At 65.7% G+C, this 22,844-nt stretch carries 20 protein-coding genes and 2 pseudogenes; 14 read left to right on the top strand and 8 right to left on the bottom strand.

Annotated features, from left to right (window positions below; genetic code table 11):
* The first annotated feature begins 168 nt into the window (after nucleotides 1-168).
* Nucleotides 169-1,869: a dihydroxyacetone kinase family protein gene (locus tag ACPTTC_RS34115; RefSeq protein WP_423395782.1), complete on the top strand. Its 1,701-nt coding sequence runs from the start codon at nucleotides 169-171 to the stop codon at nucleotides 1,867-1,869.
* Between the two features lie 144 nt (nucleotides 1,870-2,013).
* Here ACPTTC_RS34115 and ACPTTC_RS34110 read toward each other — a convergent pair whose 3' ends face one another.
* The 3 genes from ACPTTC_RS34110 to ACPTTC_RS34100 form a co-directional block, all read right to left on the bottom strand.
* Complete coding sequence (locus ACPTTC_RS34110) at nucleotides 2,014-2,475, bottom strand: hypothetical protein (protein ID WP_423395781.1); 462 nt, start codon at nucleotides 2,473-2,475, stop codon at nucleotides 2,014-2,016.
* Nucleotides 2,476-2,504: 29 nt separating this feature from the next.
* Complete coding sequence (locus ACPTTC_RS34105) at nucleotides 2,505-2,792, bottom strand: DUF1330 domain-containing protein (protein WP_423395780.1); 288 nt, start codon at nucleotides 2,790-2,792, stop codon at nucleotides 2,505-2,507.
* 212 nt (nucleotides 2,793-3,004) lie between these two features.
* Nucleotides 3,005-3,865, bottom strand: coding sequence for an FAS1-like dehydratase domain-containing protein (locus ACPTTC_RS34100; protein WP_423395779.1), 861 nt, complete (start codon nucleotides 3,863-3,865; stop codon nucleotides 3,005-3,007).
* A gap of 315 nt (nucleotides 3,866-4,180) precedes the next feature.
* On the opposite strand from ACPTTC_RS34100, the gene ACPTTC_RS34095 reads away from it, so the two are divergent.
* From ACPTTC_RS34095 to ACPTTC_RS34060, 8 genes and pseudogenes are all read left to right on the top strand, one after another.
* Entirely contained in the window at nucleotides 4,181-4,660 is a 480-nt protein-coding gene (locus tag ACPTTC_RS34095; protein ID WP_423395778.1) for a MarR family winged helix-turn-helix transcriptional regulator, read from the top strand.
* Nucleotides 4,657-6,789 carry an FUSC family protein gene (locus tag ACPTTC_RS34090; RefSeq protein ID WP_423395777.1) on the top strand — a complete coding sequence of 711 codons (2,133 nt, stop codon included), beginning with the start codon at nucleotides 4,657-4,659 and terminating at the stop codon, nucleotides 6,787-6,789. Before ACPTTC_RS34095 ends, ACPTTC_RS34090 begins: the two co-directional genes overlap by 4 nt.
* A gap of 34 nt (nucleotides 6,790-6,823) precedes the next feature.
* Complete coding sequence (locus tag ACPTTC_RS34085) at nucleotides 6,824-7,036, top strand: DUF1656 domain-containing protein (RefSeq protein WP_011350409.1); 213 nt, start codon at nucleotides 6,824-6,826, stop codon at nucleotides 7,034-7,036.
* A gap of 1 nt (nucleotide 7,037) precedes the next feature.
* Nucleotides 7,038-8,033, top strand: a complete 996-nt coding sequence (locus ACPTTC_RS34080) for an efflux RND transporter periplasmic adaptor subunit (protein WP_423395776.1) — start codon at nucleotides 7,038-7,040, stop codon at nucleotides 8,031-8,033.
* Nucleotides 8,030-9,529 (top strand): efflux transporter outer membrane subunit, encoded by a 1,500-nt coding sequence (locus tag ACPTTC_RS34075; RefSeq protein WP_423395775.1) that lies wholly within the window; start codon nucleotides 8,030-8,032, stop codon nucleotides 9,527-9,529. The genes ACPTTC_RS34080 and ACPTTC_RS34075 overlap by 4 nt, the downstream gene beginning before the upstream one ends.
* A gap of 189 nt (nucleotides 9,530-9,718) precedes the next feature.
* A complete protein-coding gene (locus ACPTTC_RS34070) occupies nucleotides 9,719-10,144 on the top strand; it encodes a TOBE domain-containing protein (protein WP_423395774.1) in 426 nt (141 codons plus the stop codon).
* A gap of 84 nt (nucleotides 10,145-10,228) precedes the next feature.
* Nucleotides 10,229-10,810 carry a nitrogen fixation protein NifQ gene (locus tag ACPTTC_RS34065; protein WP_423395773.1) on the top strand — a complete coding sequence of 194 codons (582 nt, stop codon included), beginning with the start codon at nucleotides 10,229-10,231 and terminating at the stop codon, nucleotides 10,808-10,810.
* 61 nt (nucleotides 10,811-10,871) lie between these two features.
* Nucleotides 10,872-11,237 (top strand): annotated as a pseudogene (locus tag ACPTTC_RS34060) (bleomycin resistance protein).
* 118 nt (nucleotides 11,238-11,355) lie between these two features.
* Here ACPTTC_RS34060 and ACPTTC_RS34055 read toward each other — a convergent pair.
* Both ACPTTC_RS34055 and ACPTTC_RS34050 read right to left on the bottom strand, forming a co-directional pair.
* Complete coding sequence (locus tag ACPTTC_RS34055; protein ID WP_423395772.1) at nucleotides 11,356-12,417, bottom strand: DMT family transporter; 1,062 nt, start codon at nucleotides 12,415-12,417, stop codon at nucleotides 11,356-11,358.
* A 501-nt stretch (nucleotides 12,418-12,918) separates the two neighbouring features.
* On the bottom strand, nucleotides 12,919-13,581 hold the full coding sequence (locus tag ACPTTC_RS34050) for a ProQ/FinO family protein (RefSeq protein ID WP_423396553.1): 663 nt from the start codon (nucleotides 13,579-13,581) through the stop codon (nucleotides 12,919-12,921).
* A 731-nt stretch (nucleotides 13,582-14,312) separates the two neighbouring features.
* Between ACPTTC_RS34050 and ACPTTC_RS34045 the strand changes: the two genes are divergently transcribed.
* Nucleotides 14,313-14,897 carry a DUF2889 domain-containing protein gene (locus ACPTTC_RS34045; protein ID WP_423395771.1) on the top strand — a complete coding sequence of 195 codons (585 nt, stop codon included), beginning with the start codon at nucleotides 14,313-14,315 and terminating at the stop codon, nucleotides 14,895-14,897.
* Nucleotides 14,898-15,007: 110 nt separating this feature from the next.
* Here ACPTTC_RS34045 and ACPTTC_RS34040 read toward each other — a convergent pair whose 3' ends face one another.
* The gene (locus ACPTTC_RS34040; protein ID WP_423395770.1) at nucleotides 15,008-15,499 is read right to left on the bottom strand and encodes a flavodoxin family protein; all 492 of its coding nucleotides are present in this window, start codon (nucleotides 15,497-15,499) and stop codon (nucleotides 15,008-15,010) included.
* A gap of 192 nt (nucleotides 15,500-15,691) precedes the next feature.
* Nucleotides 15,692-16,345, bottom strand: a complete 654-nt coding sequence (locus tag ACPTTC_RS34035; RefSeq protein ID WP_226201152.1) for a TetR/AcrR family transcriptional regulator — start codon at nucleotides 16,343-16,345, stop codon at nucleotides 15,692-15,694.
* An 83-nt stretch (nucleotides 16,346-16,428) separates the two neighbouring features.
* Here ACPTTC_RS34035 and ACPTTC_RS34030 point away from each other — a divergent pair, with 83 nt between their 5' ends.
* The 4 genes and pseudogenes from ACPTTC_RS34030 (at nucleotide 16,429) to ACPTTC_RS34015 (ending at nucleotide 21,433) form a co-directional block, all read left to right on the top strand.
* A complete protein-coding gene (locus ACPTTC_RS34030) occupies nucleotides 16,429-17,553 on the top strand; it encodes an MBL fold metallo-hydrolase (protein ID WP_423395769.1) in 1,125 nt (374 codons plus the stop codon).
* A gap of 81 nt (nucleotides 17,554-17,634) precedes the next feature.
* A pseudogene (locus ACPTTC_RS34025) lies at nucleotides 17,635-17,928 on the top strand (helix-turn-helix domain-containing protein); the annotation flags it as partial.
* 1,785 nt (nucleotides 17,929-19,713) lie between these two features.
* Nucleotides 19,714-20,409 (top strand): ParA family protein, encoded by a 696-nt coding sequence (locus ACPTTC_RS34020; RefSeq protein WP_089430033.1) that lies wholly within the window; start codon nucleotides 19,714-19,716, stop codon nucleotides 20,407-20,409.
* The gene (locus ACPTTC_RS34015) at nucleotides 20,402-21,433 is read left to right on the top strand and encodes a ParB/RepB/Spo0J family partition protein (RefSeq protein WP_423395768.1); all 1,032 of its coding nucleotides are present in this window, start codon (nucleotides 20,402-20,404) and stop codon (nucleotides 21,431-21,433) included. Before ACPTTC_RS34020 ends, ACPTTC_RS34015 begins: the two co-directional genes overlap by 8 nt.
* A 94-nt stretch (nucleotides 21,434-21,527) precedes the next feature.
* On the opposite strand, the gene ACPTTC_RS34010 is transcribed toward ACPTTC_RS34015, so the two are convergent.
* Nucleotides 21,528-22,844, bottom strand: a complete 1,317-nt coding sequence (locus ACPTTC_RS34010) for a replication initiation protein (RefSeq protein ID WP_175957347.1) — start codon at nucleotides 22,842-22,844, stop codon at nucleotides 21,528-21,530.

Below are 22,844 nucleotides of genomic sequence, written 5' to 3'. Positions count from 1 at the left end.
TCGTGGCGCGAAGCGTGCGCCTCGTCTGCCTCCCGCATCCGGCCGTCCGTTACGTGACCGCCTGCACCCGGCGACCGCGCGCCCGCACGATCCTCCGCAACACGAAAGGCCGTCCGACGCCCGTGCGGGCCCGGCCGTGCCGTTCTCACCCGTCCGGAATCCGTCGCCATGAAAAAGCTTGTCAACCGCCCGTCCGATGTCGTGAGAGAAATGCTCGAAGGCATCGCGCGGCAATCGCCGCATGTCGCGATCCTCGGCGACGAGCATGTGCTCGTCCGCCAGCCGCTGCCCGAGCCGGCGCTACGCCCCGTCGCCATACTCTCCGGCGGCGGCAGCGGCCACGAGCCCGCACACGGCGGCTATGTCGGCGAAGGGATGTTGAGCGCGGCCGTCTGCGGAGAAGTGTTCACGTCGCCGTCCACCGACGCCGTGCTCGCCGCGATCCGCGCAAGCGCCGGCCCCAACGGCGCGCTGCTGATCGTGAAGAACTACACCGGCGACCGGCTCAATTTCGGGCTCGCCGCCGAACTCGCGCGCGCCGAGGGCATTCCGGTCGAGACCGTCATCGTCGCCGACGACGTGGCGCTGCGCGGCCGCGTCGAGCGCGGCCAGCGGCGCGGCATCGCCGGCACCGTGCTGATCCACAAGCTCGCCGGCGCGGCCGCCGCGCGCGGGCTGCCGCTCGCCCGCGTCGCGGCCATCGCGCGAGACGCGGCAGCCGAACTCGGCACGATGGGCGTCGCACTCGACGGCTGCACGATCCCGGGCGCCGACAAGTCGGGCTTCAGCCTCGGCGATCACGAGATCGAACTCGGTCTCGGCATCCATGGCGAGAAAGGCGTCGAACGCCGCGCGCCGCTGCCGGTCGATGCGCTGGTCGACACGCTGCTGTCGAGTATCGTCGCCGATCTCGTGCTCGACCGCGGCGAACGCGTTGCGCTGTTCGTCAACGGCCTCGGCGCGACGCCCGACATGGAACTCGCGATCGTGCTGCGCGCCGCGCACGACAACCTGCACCGGCGCGGCATCGTCGTCGCGCGCGCGTGGGCCGGCACGTTCCTGTCGGCGCTGAACATGCCCGGCTGCTCGATCTCGGTGCTGCGGCTGAACGACGAGCGCGCGGTGCTGCTCGACGCGCCGACGCAAGCGCGCGCATGGCCGGGCGGCGGCGCGGTGAACATGCAGATCCGCGTGGCCGCGGCCGCTGCGCCAGAAGCGCCGTTGCCGCCGCTCGACACGAACGGCCGCGCGTGGGCGACGCGCCTGCGACCGGCGCTGCACGCGGTCGCGCAGACGCTGACCGATCACGAGCAGACGCTGACGGATCTCGATGCGGCGGCCGGCGACGGCGATCTCGGCGCGAGCATGCTGCGCGCCGCGCAGGCGATCCTCACACTGCCGGAAACCGCGTACGGCACGCCGGCCGGCGCACTTGCGGCGCTCGGCGCCGCGTTGCGCCGCGCGATCGCCGGCAGCTCGGGGCCGTTCTATGCAACGGCGCTGCTGCGCGCGTCGCGCCGGCTGGCCGATATCGCCGAGCCGTCGGCACGCGACTGGGCGGCGGCGTTCCGCGGCGCGGTGGATGCGATCAGCGAACTGGGCGGCGCGCACGCCGGCGACCGCACGATGCTCGATGCGCTGATACCGGCCGTCGCGGCATTCGAGCGTGCGCTCGACGACGATCGCGATCCCGCCGGCGCATGGGCGGCCGCGGTCGAAGCCGCCGAGCGCGGCGCGCAGGAAACCGCACGCATGACGCCGCGCGCCGGGCGCGCGAGCTATCTCGGCGAACGTGCGATCGGCACGCCGGACGGCGGTGCAGTGGCGGTGTCGTATTGGCTGCGTGCGTTGCAGGCACACATCGGGTGAAGGTCGAAGGCGCGCCATCGGCATCGCGCCTTCCATGCATCGGCACGCAAGACGCCCTTTCGCGTCAGGTGCCGATGCAGCGGATCGTTCCGATGCCGCGCGGCTTCACCGCCGTCGACATCCGCATCGAGCGTCCGCCATCCATCAGCGCGTCTTCGTCCGCCCGGGCAACAACGTCGCGCCGACCGACGCCACGCCGAAACTCGCAAGCCAGCACCAGTAGCCGATCGCGTCGAGATGCACGGGTTCGACGTCCCCCGCTTCGTTGACGGCGATCTGGCGCTGCGACAGGAAGCTCATCCCGAACAGCAAGGCCAGTACGGCCAGCACGACCGCCTGCGCGCGGTAGCGCTTCACCGTCAGCAGCCAGGCGGCAAACACAAGCGGATTCGCGAGCCACGCATAGATGCCGCCGAGCACGCCCATCCAGCCCGTCAGCAGCACCTGCCAGCCGTCGGCCCACGGATGCGGGTCGGGCGCACCGGTGCGGAACGGCGCGGTGAACATGGCGACCAGATAGAGCGCCACGCTGATCGCGAGCAGCGCGGTGGCGGCGCGCCCCATCGGCGGGCGAACGGGCGCAGGGGCGGAGATCGATGGTTTCATCGGCGGGCCGGGCGTCCGATGCGGGTCGTTCAGACGCCTTCGACCAGCACGGCGCGATAGCGCGCGCCCTTGAACCGGTGCTGGGCAACGGCCTGGTATTCGGGGCCGTGATACCACGCGTGCGCGGCTTCCTTCGACGGGAACTCGACGATCACGACGCCTTCCGGGGCTTCGCCCTCGAGCGTTTCCTGCGGCCCGTAGGCGGCGAGCACCTTTACCGGATGCCCGGCGAGCGTCGCGCCGACCTTGCTCTGGTAGAGGTCGAATTCGTGCGGGTCCTGCATGCTTTCACGTGTAAACACAATATAGGTGGCCAAGATACGTGCTCCTGATGCGATGCGTGGAAGGGGGAAGGGCCGGCCGCGCGCCGCGCCGTTCGGCGGGACGTCATGCGACCTGCTCGCAGCTTACCGGGAATTGCCGACGAACGTCGGGGCCCGCCCGAGTGGCCGCCCGGGCAGTTGCGGCGTGCGGTACCGGTCACCCGCGTGCGGATCTCGCCCCATCGAAGATGAACGGCACGGCGCCGTTACGCCAGGGTCGCGGTGGCCTGCATCGTCAGCCAGCCGTCGCGATCCTGCGCCCACAGTTCGATCGTCTTGCCGTCCTCCGACGGCTTGCCGCATAGCGTGAACGGCTCCCCGTCGAAAGTCGGGCGCACCGCGCGAAACGCGAAGCTCGCGAGCGTCGCGTCGGGCCGTTCGCGGTGCACGAGATCGACGAGCAGCGTCGCGATCAGCGGGCCGTGCACGACGAGCCCCGGATAGCCTTCCTCCTGCGTCGCGTAGCTGCGGTCGTAGTGGATGCGATGACCGTTGAAGGTCAGCGCCGAATAGCGGAACAGCATCACCGCGTCAGCCGTGACCGTGCGCGACCACGTCTCGCCTGCCGGCGCCGCGACCGGCTTCGGCGCCGGCGAGCCCGGTTGCGGCGCATCGCGATAGACGATGTCGTGCTCTTCCTCGACGCACAACGCGCCGTCACACTCGATCCGGTGCTGCACCGTCACGAATGCGAGCCGGCCGCTGCGGCCCGTCTTGTCCTCGATGTTCGCGATCGTGGATTCGCGCGTCGCGCGCCGCCCCGTGCGCAGCGGCGCATGGAACGTCAGGCGGCCGCCGGCCCACATGCGGCGCGGCAACGGCACGGGCGGCAGGAAGCCGCCGCGCTTCGGGTGGCCATCGAGGCCGACTTCGGCCAGCGGCGCGACGGGCAGGAAATAGAGCCAGTGCCACAGCGGCGGCACGACGTCGTCGGGCGACGGGCGGTCGAGCGTGGCGGCCAGCGCGTTCAGCGGGAACGCGGTGATGTCGTCGCCGAGCGTTTCGGTCTTGCCAAGCCACGCGTCGAGCGACGCCTGGGCGGGGGGCTGCGAGGATGAGGTGGGCACGCGCGGAATCTCCGGGAGGCTTGCAACAGTCTTAATATGCGCGCCGCGCGCCGTTTCGCGAAGCCGGATTTCCAGAGCCCCTGCTTCGAAATGGCCTGACCTGCCGAGCGGCCCTGCCGGACGACTTTCGTCTGATCATTCGATCGCGGCCGCCGCGCGCAGGCGGGGCGCCGTGCCGACAACCTTACCGCTTGACCATCCCCGGCACGCCGCCTAAATTGCATCAGACGGGCCGGCCGCGCGGCGAGCGGCGTGTCATTCGGGTGACAAAACGATAGTTTGCTATCGAATTATTTTGCCCCTATCATCTCGCCCATGACCAATCTGCACGACCTCCGTCTCGCCGTCAGCAGCCTGCTGGTGCTGTCCGCGCGCAAGTGGCGCCGTACCAGCGACGGCGTGCTGACCGCGTACAACGTGTCCGAGGCCTGCGCGGCGCCGCTGCTGATCGCCGGGCGCCTCGGCGAAGGCGTGCGTCAAGGCACGCTCGCCGAACACGTCGGCATCGAAGGACCGTCGCTCGTACGCCTGCTCGACCAGCTGTGCGCGGCCGGCCTCGCGCGCCGCGACGAGGATCCGCACGATCGCCGCGCGAAAACGATCTCGCTGACGGCCACCGGCCGCGCGGTCACCGCGAAGATGGAGGAAGACCTGCGCGTGCTGCGTGCCCAGGTGCTCAAGGGTGTCACGCGCGCCGATCTCGAAGCGACGCTGCGCGTGCTCGACGCCTTCAATGCATCCGAGTCGCACCCGCCCGCCGCACGTGCCTCCCACACCGGCAACGCCACGTCATGACCTTTCCGAGCCTTCGCGACTGGCTGTTCTCGGGCAAGACGTTCGCCGCGTCGATGCTGGCGCTGTACCTCGGCCTGTATTTCCAGCTGCCGCGCCCGTACTGGGCGATGGCGAGCGTCTACATCGTGTCGAATCCGTTCGTCGGCGCGACGCGCTCGAAGGCGCTGTATCGCGCGCTCGGCACCGCGCTCGGCGCGGCCGCCGCGATCTTCTTCGTGCCGCCGTTCGTCGAGACGCCGCTGCTGTTCGCGATCATCGTCGCCACCTGGTGCGGCACGCTGCTCTACCTCGCGATCTCCGACCGCACCGCGCGCAGCTACGTATTTATGCTCGCCGGCTATACGATGCCGCTGATCGCGCTGCCGACCGTGACCGATCCGTCGACCGTGTTCGACGTCGCGATCGCACGTACCGAGGAGATCGTGCTCGGCATCGTGTGCGCAAGCGTGGTCGGCAGCGCGATCTTCCCGAACCGGCTCGCGCCGACGCTGATCGAACGCACCGACGCGTGGTTCAAGGATGCCGCGTTCTACGGCCGCGAGACGCTGTCCGGGCACATCGCCGGCAAGGCGCTGTCCGCGTGCCGGCAACGCCTCGCGTCGACCATCACGGGCCTCGAGTTCCTGCTGAGCCAGCTGAGCTACGACCATGCCCATCCGCGCATCCTCGCGCGCGCGCAGGCGCTTGCAGGCCGGATGCAGCTGTTCCTGCCGCTGATGTCGTCGCTCGCCGATCCGTTGATCGCGCTGATGCGCGACCTGCACGTCCGGCCGGCCGGGCTCGACGAGTTGCTTGCCGATGCCGCGAAATGGTTCGACGCGCCGCTGCCGGCCGTCAAGGCCGGCACCGACGGCGACATGGCCGACGACCCGGTCGCGCAACGCCTGCGCGAACGCATCGCGGCGCTGCAGCCGGCCGACGATGCGCTCGCGAGCTGGGACGGCGCGCTGCTGTCGAACGCGCTGTGGCGGCTGCGCCAGGTCATCGACATCTGGCAGGACTGCCGCTCGCTGCGCGCGTTGATCGGCAACGAAGCGGGCGTCTGGCAGCCGCGCTACCGGCACTGGCGGCTCGGCGGCACCGAACGTTTCTTCGATCGCGGGATGATGCTGTTCTCGACGCTGACCGTCGCCGCCGCAATCGTGTTCGCGAGCTGGCTGTGGATCGCGTCCGGCTGGCACGACGGCGCCGCGGCCGTCACGCTCGTGGCCGTGTCCTGCAGCTTCTTCGCCGCACTCGACGAGCCGGCGCCGCTGGTGTTCAAGTTCTTCCTCGCGACGACCGCGAGCGTCGTGTTCGCGGGCCTGTACCTGTTCGTCGTGCTGCCGCACGTGCACGACTTCGCGATGCTCGTCGTGATGTTTGCAGGCCCGTTCATCCTGATCGGCACGCTGCTGCCGCGCCCGCAGTTCAACATGGTGACGATGCTCGTCGCCGTGAACACGGCCACCTTCATCAGCATCCAGGGTGCGTACGACGCAGATTTCTTCGTGTTCCTGAACAGCAACCTCGCGGGCGTCGCCGGGCTGCTGTTCGCGTATGTATGGACGCGCGCGACGCGGCCGTTCGGTGCGGAACTCGCGGTGCGGCGCCTGCTGCGCTCGGGCTGGGAAGACGTCGCACGCTCCGCGTCGACGCAACCGCTCGACGACCAGCGCAACCACGCGTCGCGCATGCTCGACCGTGTCACGCACTTGCTGCCGCGCCTCGGCGCGTCCGACGACCATCGCCACCCGTCGATCGAAAGCTTCCGCGACCTGCGTATCGCGCTGAATGCGCTCGACTTGCGCCGCTCACGCCGCCGGCTGTCGGGCGACGTGCCCGATGCGATCGATCGCGTGCTGGCCGGCGTCACGGACCACTACACGCGCTGCGCCGCCGCGAACGCGCGCCAGCCGGCGCCGCCGGCGCTGCTCGCGACGATCGACGACGCACTGCGCCGCGTCGCGGGTCGCAACCTGCCGGGCGCCGCGCCGGCGGACAGCGGCACGGCGCCCGCTGCACCGGCCACGCCCGCCATGCATCGCCGTCTGCGCGACACGCTGCACGCGCTCGTCGGCCTGCGCCTGTCGCTGTATCCGGCCGCGGCCGGGCAGCCGCCGCAGGCGGCCGACGGAGCACGCGCATGATCCCGCTTTCCCATCCGTCTTTCCGACCGCGACCATGATCGGCGAAATCGACATCTTCGGCGTATTCGTGCCGGCCCCGCTCGTGCTGATGCTGATCGCCTACCTGATCAACATCGTCGTGCGTGCCGTGCTCGAGCGCGTCGGCTTCTACCGCCTCGTCTGGCACCGTTCGATCTTCGACCTCGGCATCTACGTATTCGTGTTTGCCGCCGTCGTGATCGTTTCCCACCATCTCGTGGCTACCTAACGTGAAAAAAACCTGGCTCTCGGCAGGGCAAATCCTGCTCACCCTGATCGTCGTCGTCGTGGCCGCCATCGTGCTGTGGCGCATCGTCAACTACTACATGTTCTCGCCGTGGACCCGCGACGGTCACGTGCGCGCCGACGTGATCCAGGTTGCACCGGACGTGGCGGGCCTCATCACGTCGGTGCAAGTCGCCGACAACCAGGAGGTCAAGCGCGGCCAGGTGCTGTTCGTGATCGACCAGGCCCGTTACACGCTCGCGGAGCGGCTCGCCGAAGCCACGCTCGCGCAGCGCCGCGCGACGCTCGCCCAGGCCAAGCGCGAATACGCGCGCAACCTGCAGCTCGGGAACCTGGTCGCGAGCGAACAGGTCGAGGAAAGCCGCACGCGCGTCGAACAGGGCGAAGCCGCCGTCGCGGACGCGCAGGTGTCGCTCGACACGGCGAAGCTGAACCTGCAGCGCACGACGATCGTCAGTCCCGTGGACGGCTACCTGAACGACCGCGCGCCGCGCGTCGGCGAATACGTGCCGGCCGGCCGCGCGGTGCTGTCGGTCGTCGATCGCGATTCGTTCCGCGTCGACGGCTACTTCGAGGAAACCAAGCTGCGCGGCATCCACATCGGCCAGCCGGTCGACATCATCGTGATGGGAGAGCCGCGCGCGCTGCGCGGCCACGTGCAGAGCATCGTCGCCGCGATCGAGGATCGCGACCGCACGCAGGGCGCGAACCTGCTGCCGAACGTGAACCCCGCATTCAGCTGGGTGCGGCTCGCGCAGCGCGTACCGGTGCGCGTGGTGCTCGACGAAGTGCCCGACGATTTCCGGATGATCGCGGGCCGCACCGCGACCGTCTCGATGCGCGAAGCCGACACGCGCCGCAACGACAAGGCGAAACCTGCAGCCGGCGCATCGGCGGCAGCCACCGGCGCTTCGGCGGCCGTCACGCCGGTAGCGACGGCTTCCGGCACGGCCGCCGGCGCAGCAGGAGCATCGCAATGAAACGGCACGGTCTGCGTCTCGCCGCGACGCTCGCGCCGCTTGCGCTCGCACTCGGCGCGTGCAAGTCCGTTGGCCCCGATTACACGCTGCCGCAGCAGGCGTACGTGAATGCGCCGCTCGCGAACCATGCGCTCGACGACGCGAACGGCACGCTCGTGTCGCGCGACGCCGTGCCCGGCAACTGGTGGCAGCTCTACGACGACCCCGTGCTCGACGGGCTCGTGCGCGATGCGCTGAAGTCGAACACCGACCTACGCGTCGCCGCGGCCAACCTCGCACGCTCGCGTGCGGCGCTGGAAGTCGCGAGCCAGCAGGGCGGCTTTTCGGGTGGCGCGGAAGCCGCCGTGCAACGCGCACAGGAATCGGCCGAGCAATACCTGCTCGAGAACAAGCTGCCGGTCGTCAACGAAGGCATGGTCGGCATCAACGTGTCGTACGAGATCGACCTGTTCGGCAAGCTGCGGCGCGGCGTCGAAGCCGCGCGCGCGGACAGCGAAGCCGTTCGGGCCGCCGGCGACCTGGCGCGCATCACGGTCGTCGCCGACGTCGTGCGCGCGTACGTCGAATCGTGTTCGGCCGGTGACGAGCTGGCCGTCGCGAAGCAGTCGCTCGCGCTGCAAAAGCAGCGCGTCGCGCTGTCACAGCGGCTGCGCGATGCCGGCCGCGGCAACCAGACCGACGTGACGCGCGGCGTGACGCAGGTGCGCACCCTTGCCGCCGATATCCCGCGCTTCGAAGGCCGCCGCAAGGTCGCGCAATACCAGCTCGCCGCCTTGCTCGCGCGCTCGCCGGCCGACCTGCCGAAGGCCGTCGCCGAATGCGAGCGCCTGCCGAAGCTGCGCCAGCCGATTCCGATCGGCGACGGCGCCGCGCTGCTGCGCCGCCGCCCCGACGTGCGCGCCGCCGAACGGCAACTCGCCGCGGCGACCGCGCAGATCGGCGTGGCAACCGCCGCGCTGTACCCGTCGATCAGCATCGGCGCGTCGGCCGGCTCGGTCGGTGTCGCCGCCGACCTGTTCTCGTCCACGACGAATCGCTGGTCGTTCGGCCCACTGATCAGCTGGTCGTTCCCCGTCAACGGCCAGCGTGCGCGCGTGCGCGAGGCCGAAGCCGCGACGGGCGGCGCGCTCGCGCACTTCGACGGCGTCGTGCTGAACGCGCTGCGCGAAACGCAGTCGAGCCTCGCGACCTATGCGGCCGACGTGCAGCGCACGGAAGCGCTGCGCACGGCCTACGAATCGGCACGCAATTCCGCCGACGAAACGCATCGTCTCTATCTGGCCGGCCGCGAGTCGTTCATCTCCGATCTCGACGCGACGCGCACGCTGACGAGCGTGCAGGCGCAAGTGGCGGCAGCCGAAGGCCAGGTCGCCACCGACCAGGTGCGGCTTTTCCTCGCGCTGGGCGGCGGGTGGGAATCCGAGGGTGCGGCGCCTGCGACGGATGCCCGTCCCGACGCCACACGGGCCGCCGCGACACCCGCGACCAGCAAGTAATCACGGTAGCGTTATCACCATCGATACGTCGCGCATGTCTGGCGAAACGCCCGGTGGTGGCGGGTTTTGCTGATTCGCGCCATAGCGCCTGACGGACGACGGACACCCGCGTTGACGGTAAACTGGCCGATGCATTTCCATTCATCTTTCGCCGCGGAACCCGCGGCGGCATCCACTCGGAGATCGATCATGCGAACCAGCGCCCGCAACCACTTCGCCGGCCAGGTCAGCGCCGTCAAGACCGGCGCCGTCAACGACGAAGTCATGCTCCGCACGCAGGACGGTCTCGACATCGTCGCCGTGATCACTCACGGCAGCGCGGCTTCACTGGGCCTCGCGGCCGGCTCGAAGGCGTTCGCACTCGTGAAGGCGTCGTCGGTCATCGTGATGGTCGACGTCGACAGCAGCAAGGTGTCGGCCCGCAACTGCGTCGCGGGCACCGTATCGTCGGTCGCGAAAGGCGCGGTCAATTCGGAAGTCGTGATCAAGGCCGCGGGCGGCGCCGAGATCGTCGCGATCATCACCAACGACAGCGTCGATCGCCTCGGCCTCGCGAGCGGCGCGGCCGCGTCCGCGATCTTCAAGGCATCGAGCGTGATCGTCGGCGTCGAGTGAACGCGTGACGATCGCGATTGCGATCCGTTTGTCACGGTGCATTCACGCGAAGCGCGCCGTGCGGCGGTCGGTCGGATACACGCGATGACAGCCGCGTTCGATCACGCTCGGCAACGAGCGCTGCAGTCCGCAGCGGCCAACGCCGCCACGCCCAAGGCACGCCTGTTCGGCGCCCTCATTGCAACGCGCGCGCGCCGCAACGAACTCGGGCTGCTCGGCCTGTCTCATCCGCAACTGGCCGGCCTGCTGGCACGGCAGTTTCCGCGCCTGCCCGCGGCCGATGTCGCAGCACTCGTGCCGACGGCCGCGATGGTACTGCTGCCATCCACCCACGCGACGTTCGTCGCGGCGCTGCACACACGGCTGATGGACGACGCGAATCCCGCCGCCGACCGCGACGACGCCGGCTGTCTCGCGTCGATCATCGCGCACGCCTGCCTGCGCCCGGATCATCTGTGGCGCGATCTCGGGCTCGACGGACGTGACGCGGTATCCGCGATGCTCGATCGCTATTTCCCTGCGCTCGCCGCGCGCAACGTCGCTCACCTGCGCTGGAAGCAATTCCTCGCACAGGAAGTGGCCGAATCGCTCGGTGTGCCGCCGGGCCCGGCCCCCGGGTGCCCGGGCTGCGAGGATTTCGGCGTCTGCTTTCCTCACGCGCAATAACCACGCACGGCGGCCCAGGCCGCCCATTCGATTCGTCGCTTCGTCATCCGGAGAAACAGCCTTGACCGGCATTGCGAGCGCCAACCTGCCGTCGCGCGATTTCGAAGTCACGTCCCGCTTCGACGAAAAACCGGGGTTCGCTGAAACTTGACGCGACGACGGCTGGAGGATCCTCAAGCGCGGCAACCTGTTGCTGGAATGCTTCCCGCATCCCGAACTCGATCCGGCGACCTGCGGGTTCAATTGCTGTTCCGGCTCGAGAACATCCGCACGTTCTTCGACGACGTGCTCGCAGCCGGCATTCCGGAGCAGGCGACCGGCTGGCCCCGCACGCACCGTGCCGACGCACGACGCATGAGTTGGCACGGTCGCCGCACTGATCGATCCGGACGGTTCGCTGATCCGGTTGATCCAGGCCGATGACTAGGCCCGCACCCGCCGTTGCTGCTGCAATCGGACGGCGCTGCATACAGATACGCGCGATGTGGCGAACGCCCCATAAACGGTCACCTTGTGATCCGTCTCGTCCGCCTTTCATGACGCGGTCAATGCCGGTGCCGATGGTGAATGTCCGGAAAATGCGCATGGCTGTGCGTGATCGGCAAATGCACGTGCGGATGAGCATGCGGTTCGTTGCCGTCGTACGCAAAATCGTGCACATGCTGGTGATGTTCATCGTGCCGATGCCGATGCGTGTGCTCGAGCTGCTCGTGCGTGTGCGTATGTTCATGCCGTTCGCGGACGTGCAGCCAGATACCGAGCGCCATCAGCGCGGCGGCGATCCAGAACGTCGCGGGCGGCAGCGCGGGCCAGATCAGCAGCGACAGCACGACGCCGAACAGCGGCGCGATCGAGAAGTACGCGCCCGTGCGCGCGCTGCCGAGATGACGCAGGGCGACGACGAACAGCACGAGGCTGATCCCGTAGCCGCCGAGCCCCGTCAGCATCGCGGCAGCCGTGACCGGGACCGCCGGCAGCGTCGCGCCGGTCGCCAGCGCGATGGCGATGTTCACGGGTCCGGCGATCAGTCCTTTCGCGCACGCGATGACCATCGCGTCGTTTGCGGCCACCTTGCGGGTCAGGTTGTTGTCGACCGCCCAGCACAGGCATGCGCCGACGATCAGCAACGCACCGACCGGCACGCCGGCCCGCCCCGGCGTCCACGACAGCAGCATGCCGCCGGCGACGATCGCGACCATCCCGAGGAACACCTGCGAATCCACGTTCTCGCGAAACACGACCCACGCGATGACAGCCGTCAGCACGCCCTCGAGATTGAGCAGCAATGCGCTCGTCGCTGCTGGCGTGCTCGATAGCCCGAGCATCAGCAAAGCCGGGCCGGCCACCCCGCCCGCCGCAATCGCTCCGGCCAGCCACGGCAGGTCTGCACGCTGCAGTGTCGCGGCGTTTGCGATCGGCGCATGACGGTTGCGCAGGCGGCGAAGCAGGATCCCGATACCGAGCCCGACGCCGCTGCCGAGATAGAACAGGCCGGCGACCATGAACGGTGACATCGCGCCAACGAGTGCCTTGGCGAGCGGTGTCGCGGCGCCGAACAGCGCGGCAGCGGTGAGCGCGACGAGAATCGCGGAATGTCTCGAGTACATGATCCGGTTTGAATGGACGTTGACAGGCGCCGGCCGTGGCAGCGGACCGTGCCGCAGTGGGCTTTTCGTACCTTTCGAAATGCAAGCTGCATCGCATCGGCCGGCTTGCGCGCGCGAACCGACGGCCCAGCCGGGATTATCGCGCGTCGTCATGTCACGATGACCTGGCCGCGAACGCTCTCAGGCCAATCGATGGCCCGGTATCATTTTATTTTAGGAAAACGAAATAATTGATGGAACTATTTCCGCATTCAGGACATATGAACCGTCCATGCGCAAACGGCAAAGTCGAAACATCGCACATGCAGTGCCGATCGACACACTTTCTTCGTCCGGTCGTGTGATCTGTTCGAGGCGGGACAGGTGCGGACCCGGCACGTCGAGTGCCGGTGAGAGCAGTCCCGACCTGCCTCTGTCGAGGCAGGTCGGTCCGTCGTGTCATTCACCGCAGGCGAGGTGCATGCGGATCGCGCCGTGCGGCATGCAGCGGCGCGGTGCCGGTTACTCGTTTCCGGCCGTTTGCTGCTCGACCTGCGGCGCTGCGTCGGCTTGCGCTTCCACGTCTGCCGGTTGCGGCTCGGCGGCGGCCTCGGCCTGCTGCCCGGCCTTCGGCTGCTGCTGCGGGCCCTTGGCCGCTTGCGCTGTGCCCTTGCCGGGGCGGCGCGCCTTCAGCCGGCGCGCCCGCGCCGCGTCGTCATGCGTGACGCGCCCTGCTTCGTTGCCCTGCAGGTCGACCCGCACGGCGTCTTCGACAAGGCACGACCAGTAACGGTTGCCACGGCACCACGTCGACATCGCTTCGCGCAGTTCGGCTTCGTTGAGCCCGACGGCCTGTGCTTCACGTGCGAGATCGTCCCAGATACCGACCTTGAGCGGCACTTTGGGGGCCGGATTCTTCGGGAACGCGCGCGGAAACTTACGCTGCAGTTTGCCGATCGCAACGATGACCGGATCGACCGGCGCCGACGGCTTCGCCGATGCAGGCTTCGCGCGATGCGGTGCTTTGCCGCCGGCCGCAGCCGGCTTGGCACCACGCTGCGGCTGGTCGCCGGACTTCGGCTTCGCGCCGGTGTCCGCCGGCGCAGCCGGCCGCTTCGCGTTGCGCTCCTGCTTGGCCTTCGCTGCGAGCTGCGCCCGCAATTCGGCAAGTTGTTCAAAACCCATAAATTCAATCCACCAGGAATATAAGGTGTGGTTCGTGCGGTCATGCCGCGCGGCGCAAAAGCTTCGCCGCCATGCGGGCGCCCCGTCTGCCGCCGTTGCGGAACACAACGGGGCCGCATCGCGCACGCCACTCTGTTTTCAGGCACCCGGCCACGATGCCGGACAAGGCAGGAGTGGAAGTATACCGGTACGCGTGACGGCTGGTTGACTCGCTGGTCTGCATTGGCCCGATTCGGGGTACCGGAAATGCGTCCATGCGGTCGTGTTGCGCATTATAGGGATACGTTGCCGGAAGTCACGCCGTTCACCCTCTACAGCGGAAATCGGGGCCATCTTGCGCGCCGCGACTGCGCCCGGCGGCACTGATCGACGCCCGACACGTGATATTCCGCGTCGGGACGTCGAACGCGGATCCCGCCGCATCGGTACGTCGCGGGCCCCGGCTGCGATTCCGCATCCCGGACAGCGGCGTCGCCTGCGCGCGAATCAACGATCACGGCGATGGATCGGCGCAAGTGCCGTGCCCATTCGATCACATCGGCGCCCGCGCATGACTCGTTGCGTCCGCATCGATCCCGTGGCGCACGAAAAGGCCGGAAAGTGCGTAGTATGGCCGGATCGATGTCGTCGGCAGCGTACCTCGGCCCGTTTCGCCGCGCCCCCCGGCGAGCCGTCGGCATCTCCCTTGCCTGCCAAAAGAACGAACCGGTTGTACGAAACGGAGCAGATACATGGTCCCCCCAGACGACATCCCGCACGACGGCATTACACGCGAGGAGATTCACCATCGACAGATCGACATGCGCGGCTATCGGCGCAGCGACGGCCAGTTCGAAGTCACCGCCTGCCTCGCGGACCGCAAGACCTTTGATTTCACGCCGCCGGGCGGCACGCGGACGGTCGCTGCGCTGTCGCCGATCCACGACCTCGGCGTGACGCTGGTCTTCGACTCCGACATGGTCGTCCGGGCCGTGTCCACGTTCCTCCGGTCGCATCCGTATGCGCAGTGCCCGGGCGGCGGAGACTCGCTGCAGGCGCTCGTCGGATTGAGCATCGGTGCGGGCTGGAACAGCGAGATTCGCAAGCGCCTGCCGTCCTGCGATACGTGCACGCATCTGAAGGAATTGCTCGGGCCGATCGCCACCACCGCCTATCAGACGATGGTCGGCATGCGTCAGTCGTCGCTCGAAGAGCGCGACAGCGACGGAAAACCGCGCAAGATCGACAGCTGCCACGCCTATGGCGCATCGCGCGATCTCGTGAAACGTCTTTGGCCCGAATATCACCGGCCTTCGGAAACCGCAAAGGACAGCTAAGGGCTGGGCGTTCGGCCAGCCCCGTGCCACAGGATCGGGACTGCTCGAGAACGCGCGCGTCGCGTGCACAAACGTGCGTCGACCGGTCGTCGCAGTCTCGGTGCTGCCGATCAAAAAACGCCCAGTGCAAGGCCCGCTGCAAGACCGGCGCCCAGTTCGGCGCAGCGCGCGAGATCGTCGGCGTCGATCGTCTTCGCCGCGAGGATGCGTTCCGGTGTCTGCGCGTGCGTACAGACGATCAGGCCCGGTGCCACGTTCTTCAACCGCCATCCGGTCGCGATCCGGTCGATCTGGCGCAACGCGTTCTGCCCATCGCTTCCCGCGCAGATCATCACCGCATAAGGGCGGCCATTCACGCGATCGAGCGCCGCGTAGTAGCAGCGGTCGAAGAAATCCTTCATCAGCCCGGACATGGCCGCGAGATTCTCCGGCGTGGCGAACAGGTAGGCGTCGGCGGCCAGCACGTCGTCCGCGCTCGTCGCATCCGCGCGCTGCAGCCTGACGTCGACGCCGAGCTGCTCGCGCGCAGCGCCGGCAGCCGCTTCAGCCATCTGTTGCGTGCCTCCGGTCATCGTGTGATAGACGATCAACAGCGTCTTCATTCGTCGTTACTCGCGTTCGGTTTCAGGTGCGCTGACGGCATCGCCGATTTCCGCTGAATGGCCAGACCAGATGAGGCTGTTCCGCGTTCGCCTGCGCGGATCTGCCGATTTGCCGGCTCGTCATGGCAACGCACGCATCGATCATGCGCGTTGCGCCGGGTTCGGTTCGAGCTAGTTCGACCGGACGCACGATCAGTCCGTTACGGCACGCGGTGCATCCGTGTGTTCCGGTCGCGCGTAGTACGCGAGAAACATGTCGGCAGCGGATTGCGCGACTGTTTGCTGCTCCGGCTCCGCGAGCGGCGGCTGGCCCATCGTGATCTGCGGCCAGAACGCGAATGCTTTCACGACACCGTGCAACTGATGCGCGGCAAACACCGGATCGGTCACGGACAGGCGCCCGGCCGCCGCGGCCGTCCGCACCCAGACCGTCATGTCTTCCTCGCGCTCGCCAAGGCGCTCGACCATGTCACGCGCACGTTCCGGCGAATGGATGGCCGCCCCGATCGCGACGCGTGCGAGCGAGAGAAATGCCTCGTCGCTGAGCAGGCGCATTTTGCGATTCAGCAACGCGAGCAATTGCTCGCGCAGCGGCACATCGGCACGATAGGTTGGCGAGCTGCCGGTACGGGTCGCATCCCACAATTTTTGCAGGATCGCGGCGAACAACGTTTCCTTGCTCGGGAAGTGGTTATAGACCGTGCGCTTCGACACGTCCGCACGCGCGGCGATGCGGTCCATGCTGGTCGCGTCGTAACCCGATGCGAGAAATTCCTCAATGGCCGCGTCGACGATGGCCGCGCGCTTTCGATCGGTCAGGCGCAGAGGGGGAGTACGGGTATCCATTCAGAAATTTTACACCGGGGAGTTTACTTATCCCAGAAATAAACTACACTGCTCAGTGTACTTTCCCCTCAGGACCAACCGACATGGCATCGCCTCTCGTTTTGATTCATCGCATTCTGGGTTTTGCGGCCGCCCGACGCGGCCGCGCGCTTTCTGGCGGCTCGCCGCAGCACAATGGCGAGCGCTTCAGCAATGTCGCGCCCCGTCCGGTCGAGGGGTTGGGCAAGACGCTCGGGATTGCCTGGAACATGCTGTTCAACAAGCCGCGCAATACCGTGCCGGCCGGGCTGCTACCCGTCGATTCGCTGACGCGTGCGGCACTCGACGCAGCCCCCGATCGCAGCCTGTACCGGCTGGGTCATTCGACGCTGCTGCTCAAGCTGCGCGGAGAATTCTGGCTGACCGATCCGGTGTTTGCCGAGCGCGCGTCGCCGTTTCGGCGTGTCGGCCCAAAGCGTTTCCATGCGCCGCCGATCGCGCTTGAAGATCTTCCGCCGCTGCGCGGCGTGATCCTGTCGCACGATCACTACGATCATCTCGACCGCGACACGGTGCTCGCGCTCGCGGCAACCACCGGTGAGTTCGTGACAACGCTGGGGGTCGGCGACCGCCTGATCGAATGGGGTATCGACGCGAAGAAAGTCCGACAGCTCGACTGGTGGCAAAGCGTGGACGTGGCCGGCCTGACGCTGACCGCGACACCTGCCCAGCACTTTTCCGGGCGCAGCCTGTTCGACGGCAACAGCACGCTGTGGGCCTCCTGGGTCATCGTCGACGACGACTTGCGCGTGTTCTTCAGCGGCGACACGGGCTACTTCGACGGTTTCCGGACGATCGGCGAGCGCCTCGGGCCGTTCGACGTCACGCTGATCGAAACAGGCGCATACGACGCGCAATGGCCGTACGTGCACATGCAACCGGAAGAGACCGTGCAGGCGCACATCGATTTGCGCGGGCGCTGGCTGGTCCCGATCCACAACGGCACGTTCGATCTCGCGATGCATCGCTGGCAGGAACCGTTCGAGCGCGTCACGGCGCTCGCGATCGTGCGCGGCGTCGAACTGTCGACGCCCAGGATGGGCGAGCGCCTCGCACTCGACGAGCCGCACCGCGGCGAGCGGTGGTGGCGCACGGTCGACGAACGCGTGACGTCCGTTGCCACGACATCGCGCCGCTGGCTACTTTGCACATCGCAGGCGACTAAGTAGGCACACCGGTCGTTGCATATTTTTTCCCCGGAGCGCGGCAATGCCGCGACTCCGGCAGGCGCGTTGCCGGCGCACCCGTACGTCGACGATCTGGCGGTGCAGGTACAAATGAGCAGATCGACCTTCGACCACCACTTCCGCCCGCTCGCTGGCAAAAGTCCGCTGCAGTACCAGAAATGGATATGGCTCAACGAAGCACGTCGGCTAATGCGTCCCGAGCGGCTCGACGCCGCGTCGGCGTCGTTCAGGGTCGGATATGCGAGCCCGACTCGGTTCAATTGGGAATATAGCCGGCTGATCGGTAATTCTCCGAGGAGAGATATCGATAGCCTGCGAAGCGGAGCGGACGTTGTTCTGCCTGTGGTCGCAACTTATGGGTCACTGGGACGGTACCGGAGATTCAGGATGCCGCGTTTGGTGGTATCCGCAGAATGGACGGATCGACCTTGCACGCGTGAAGTGTCGATCCGGTCGATCTGGTTGAGCCAGACGAGCGCAGCGGGATACGTGCTGGGTGCCAGCTCCGAATTGATTACTCGGCGGGTCGCCTGCAAATTTCAATTTGAGTACCGAGCGGTGCGTGGGCACCTCGCGACGTCGGATCCGTATCCGCGCAAGCATCCGTCGGCTAGGGACAAGTCGCCTCATACCAACTTCGTTAATTGATGAGGACTTTGCCCCCTCCGCAATTAAGTCTTCTTAATGTCTTCCTGACGCTCGGCCGCTAGCTCTCGAGTGCTGGGAATCACGCGCCACGCCGCAATCCAACGATTTGTGCGACTAGAGTGTGCGTTGTCACGTGACAACTCGCGTGGATAGATCGTCACTGCACATCCAACTGATTCGCCGCAGTTCGATGCGTCTGCGGCATCAGACCAGCTCGAAACATATTAAATACTACATATTACGTGTCTATTGATACGATTCACGGCGTATTTGCGCCAGCGTCGGAGCGAAGCATGCGAAATGATCATGCGCCCCTATTTACACGGATGATCTCGTCGATTTCGCGTGAAACAACATGAAGAATATAGCGCAACTCATTGCCACATAAGGATTTCAACGAACACCGGATTTCTCGCAAATGTTTCACGATCCGGCCCGTTTGAGTTGACGCGGGGCCTTCGACACCGAAGTTTGTCGCAAATCGGGGCCACTGATGCGTAGTTGAGCGCGGAAGCTCCTGGCTGCACTGGTCGCAACTCAGGGGTACGCGTGACAAAGCCTATACCCTCCCCCGCCAGCCAACATGCGACGAACGTGATCTGAACACTTCACATAAATGGGGCCATATCAAAGACGACCGATGATACACATTCGCGTGTGTAGCCCAGCAACCATTCCGCTGACGCATGATTGCGAATAGTCAGTGATAAAGGCCCAGGGTCTGGAGACCAACTGATAACTCAGACTCTTCGACACAGGTGCCTCCCGCCTGACATGGGCGTAACCTGGCACTTCGACACGGAAGCCCCCCCGATACAACACTTCAGTTGTCACGTGACAACACGCCAGCGAACTCGCCCAGAAAAGTGCATTTCGAGACGAGCCAACGGTAGCGAATCTCATCGTTCACGATCCACTTATTCACGTTCAATGGAGTCCGATCACAAAGCCTCCTGAGAGACGATTCCTCACTGACGCTGTCTTCCGTTCTGAATCGATTGTCACGTGACAACTCATCGCGCGCGAGGTAGTCGCGCCGAGCCAAAGACAGAATTTCGGGCGTCGAAATGATCTCGCCATAACCGGAAGCTCGATTGAATCAAAGATTTCCTGACACCGGATTCCGTTGAGAGGGAGCAAATCCCTACTGCTTGTCACGTGACAACTGAGTTTTCCAGCGACGCCCTAGGAATTGATTGCAGCTCCGACGAGTTCTATCAAGAACACTACGAGATCAGCAGCCTCTCGCCACTCGCTAACGCCACCATCAACATTGAAATGCGTCGAATTTTCTCTCGATCTTCGTACGTACTTTCAATCGTGATCGCCAATTTTATTTTTACTCGACCACCAGTCGCGACGACTCGTTGGCCATTCGGCCCACTTGTCACGTGACAACCACATCGATCACCAAAACATACATCTCGACGAAGGGTTTTCTGGACATTTTGATAGTAATTGCATATATTACGCAAAACTCCGTGGAGGGATTTAATGGCTTTCAAGATCGCCGTCAGCAATCAAAAAGGTGGAACTGGAAAGACAACCATCTCCGTCAATATCGCCGCTGCGTTCGAAGCCGGCGGCAACAAAGTCGCCCTGATCGATGCCGACCCTCAAGGCACGTCCGTCCGGTGGGTGACGAGCGGCGAGAACACGTTGCCGATGACGGTTCTTTCTCTGGCCCCTGCCGGTCGCGGCATCGGCGGCGAGATCAAGAAACAGGACGCGAACTTCGACGTCATTGTTGTCGATTGTCCTGGCAACCTCGAAGACCCGCGAATTGCCTCCGTGCTCGAGGTCGCCGACTTCTGCCTCGTGCCGCTGTCGCCGTCGCCGGCCGACCTCTACAGCACCGTCGCGATGATCCGCATGATCGAGTCGATGCGATCCATCCGTAACCCGAATCTTTCTTCCGCATTAATGCTGAATAGTGTTAATGGAAAAACTAAAATGCGTGAAGAAATTTTAAAAATTCTAAGAGCTGAAGAAATAGGGGAGCATCTGCTCGACAGCCAGATCGCGCAACGCGAGGTCTACCGTCAGACATTTGCGCTCGGCACCACGATCCACCACCACAATCGATACCTGAAGGGCCTGAAGGAAGCCCGGGCGGAAATCGAAAAGCTGGTCACGGAAATGGCCCAATACATCGCGTCGACGCGCGCTACCGGAGCCGCCCATGGCTAAGGACACTTCGAAAGACAAGAAGCCGACCGGCAACCTGCATCTCGCAGCGGGCCTGTTGCGCGGGCTCGCGCAGGAAAATGCGGCTCTCGAAACGCGACTGCCCGAACCGGCGATCGCACCGAACGTCGTCGGCGAGACAGCGCCCATCAGCGCCCCGGCTGCAGCGACGCCCGCCGGCACGCCGGATCTTGGCGCGCCTCAGAAAGTATTGGTCAAGGATTGCATTCCGAATCCGTTCAACCCGCGGGTGTTCTATTCCGAGTCGAGCCTGCACGAGCTCGCCCTGACGCTGAAACGGGAAGGGCAGATCGAGCCGATCAAGGTTACGCGACTCCCTGAGTTTCCCGGCAAGCTCGTGGTGATCGACGGGCAACGTCGGCTCCGCGCGACGAGCATCAACGGCGATGAAACCATCAACGCCACGTTCCGCACGGATCACACGCCCGAGCAGCTCTACACGATCGCGTATCGCGCGAACCACGACCACGAACGCCAGACGATCTTCGACGATGCGGTCGCGTGGAAGCGTCTCCTCGACGAGAAGGTCTTTTCCGACCAGAACACGCTGGCGGAAAAGATCGGCAAGGACAAGGCTTCGATCAGCAAGACGCTGTCGCTCAACGCGCTCCCGAACACCCTCCTGGAACGGATGGCGAGCGCGAACGACGTAGTCGGCCTGCAAGCGGCGTACTTCCTGAAGCTGATCTTCGAACGCCTGGGCGAGCCGACGGCCGACCGGCTGTTGACGGCCGTGATCGACCGGAAAAAATCGGTTCGAGATCTGGAGAATTTCCTGCGTGCACAGAGCGACGGCAGCAAGAAAGCGGGGCGCACGCGCTACAGCGTTCGCCACGATTTCGCGCTCGAATCGCGCGCGATCGGCCAGTTGAAGACCTATCCGGACGGACGCCTGGATCTGCAGCTCAAGGGCGTCGACGCATCGCACCAGGAGGCGCTCGCCGACAAGCTCAAGACCGTCATCGACGCGTACGTTGCCGAGCTGGCAACGACCGCGCAGCAGTAACGCGCGAAAAGCAGAAGGCCTCGCATCCGGGTGTGCACCGCGAAGCCGGACGACAATGTCCGGCTCGCGACGCACACCGGCCGCGAGGCCTTGTTCAGTTGCCTGCGAGACTGCTTTTCAGCAGGAATTCCAGCAAGTCGTCCGAGGTCGGTTCGCCCCACGTATCCAGCGCGAGCCATCGGAAGAAGCTGGTCTGCGCGAGCTTGCTCGCCTTCTTCTTCGGCGACAGCGTGAGGTCTTTCGAGCCTGCCACCGTCTCGTTGTAACGCTCGATCAGCTTGGTCTGGTCGTCGATCTCCAGTTCGCGGAAATACGCGCCGGCTTCCTCGACCTTTGCTGCCAGATATTTGTCGCGAATCTGTTCCTGCTTGCTCTGCGCGGATTCCTTCGCCGGCGCGGCCGCCTCCGTTCCCTGCCCGTCGGACAGCGTGTAGCCGTGCGTCAGCGCCTTGCGGAAATAGGCGGCCACGTTATCGACCGGGGCCGCATTCTTCTTCGTAGTCCGATTGAGCGTATAGGCAATCGCCGCCTTGATACGCTGCACACCGTATTGCGTAATCAGCCGGCGTGCTTCCGAACGCGGGATGCCGAACTTGGCGACCTCCTCGACCAGCGCTTCGTTCTTGACGTCGCCGTCCTCGACCGTATCGGTGCTCTGCTTGCGCGTCACCTTGAACTGAACCGCCTCCACGCTCCGGCCGGACTTGTGTTCGATCAACTCGAGCGTGTGATCCGAAACTTCGTTCACCTCCTGAATGCACGGCACCAGGACCTTGCTCTTGAACAGCTTGTATTCCTTGTACGACTGCGACGCCTTGTCCTGGCCGAGAATGAGGTCACGAAATTTCGGTAGCGGGATTTTCGCGGTGATGCCGATCCCCTCGTAGCGCACCGTGTTTTCCCACAACGCGAGCGAGTGCGACCGCCGGAACTCGCGGGCGATCCGCATATCGATCAGTGCGTAGATCTCGGGGTTGAGCAACTCGCTGCGAATCTGGTCGGAGAAGCTGTACTTCAGCACCGATTGCTCGAGTTCAGCGCCGGCGAGCAGGCCCGATGCTTTCCAGACTGTCGACCGATCCGCGGCCAGATAGTCCCAGTTGACGACGGTACTGATCAGCGAGTTGACCGTGTCCTTCACGTACTTCGTGTTGTTGCTGTTCAACCCGCTCTCGTGCGAAAGCGACGCAATCGAGATCGAGAAGCTCGTCCGGCCTGGCTCGAACGCCTCCTGTCGAAGCGCGTTCTTGATCAGCGAGCTGAACATCTTGCGCTGCTGCAGACCGATCTTTCCGGACTTGGGCGCGATATGAATCGCCTGGACCGCCTTGCGCAGCAAGTCGGGAGGCTCGGGTGTCTGAAACAGCGAAACCTGTTTGTCTGAGCCTTTGCTTGCGGGCTTGCGCGGCAT

Origin of the sequence: Burkholderia mycopellens, from assembly GCF_964265025.1 — a bacterium.
Lineage (GTDB): Bacteria > Pseudomonadota > Gammaproteobacteria > Burkholderiales > Burkholderiaceae > Burkholderia.
Note: the sequence above shows the minus strand (reverse complement) of the source record. Positions and strands in the feature narration are given on the sequence as shown.

Excerpts from the sequence above, each read along its gene's own strand:
- ACPTTC_RS34115 (WP_423395782.1), top strand. The coding sequence starts at position 169 with ATGAAAAAGCTTGTCAACCGCCCGTCCGATGTCGTGAGAGAAATGCTC.
- ACPTTC_RS34110 (WP_423395781.1), bottom strand. The coding sequence starts at position 2,475 with ATGAAACCATCGATCTCCGCCCCTGCGCCCGTTCGCCCGCCGATGGGG.
- ACPTTC_RS34095 (WP_423395778.1), top strand. The coding sequence starts at position 4,181 with ATGACCAATCTGCACGACCTCCGTCTCGCCGTCAGCAGCCTGCTGGTG.
- ACPTTC_RS34090 (WP_423395777.1), top strand. The coding sequence starts at position 4,657 with ATGACCTTTCCGAGCCTTCGCGACTGGCTGTTCTCGGGCAAGACGTTC.
- ACPTTC_RS34085 (WP_011350409.1), top strand. The coding sequence starts at position 6,824 with ATGATCGGCGAAATCGACATCTTCGGCGTATTCGTGCCGGCCCCGCTC.
- ACPTTC_RS34075 (WP_423395775.1), top strand. The coding sequence starts at position 8,030 with ATGAAACGGCACGGTCTGCGTCTCGCCGCGACGCTCGCGCCGCTTGCG.
- ACPTTC_RS34070 (WP_423395774.1), top strand. The coding sequence starts at position 9,719 with ATGCGAACCAGCGCCCGCAACCACTTCGCCGGCCAGGTCAGCGCCGTC.
- ACPTTC_RS34065 (WP_423395773.1), top strand. The coding sequence starts at position 10,229 with ATGACAGCCGCGTTCGATCACGCTCGGCAACGAGCGCTGCAGTCCGCA.
- ACPTTC_RS34055 (WP_423395772.1), bottom strand. The coding sequence starts at position 12,417 with ATGTACTCGAGACATTCCGCGATTCTCGTCGCGCTCACCGCTGCCGCG.
- ACPTTC_RS34050 (WP_423396553.1), bottom strand. The coding sequence starts at position 13,581 with ATGGGTTTTGAACAACTTGCCGAATTGCGGGCGCAGCTCGCAGCGAAG.
- ACPTTC_RS34045 (WP_423395771.1), top strand. The coding sequence starts at position 14,313 with ATGGTCCCCCCAGACGACATCCCGCACGACGGCATTACACGCGAGGAG.
- ACPTTC_RS34040 (WP_423395770.1), bottom strand. The coding sequence starts at position 15,499 with ATGAAGACGCTGTTGATCGTCTATCACACGATGACCGGAGGCACGCAA.
- ACPTTC_RS34035 (WP_226201152.1), bottom strand. The coding sequence starts at position 16,345 with ATGGATACCCGTACTCCCCCTCTGCGCCTGACCGATCGAAAGCGCGCG.
- ACPTTC_RS34030 (WP_423395769.1), top strand. The coding sequence starts at position 16,429 with ATGGCATCGCCTCTCGTTTTGATTCATCGCATTCTGGGTTTTGCGGCC.
- ACPTTC_RS34020 (WP_089430033.1), top strand. The coding sequence starts at position 19,714 with ATGGCTTTCAAGATCGCCGTCAGCAATCAAAAAGGTGGAACTGGAAAG.
- ACPTTC_RS34015 (WP_423395768.1), top strand. The coding sequence starts at position 20,402 with ATGGCTAAGGACACTTCGAAAGACAAGAAGCCGACCGGCAACCTGCAT.
- ACPTTC_RS34010 (WP_175957347.1), bottom strand. The coding sequence starts at position 22,844 with ATGCCGCGCAAGCCCGCAAGCAAAGGCTCAGACAAACAGGTTTCGCTG.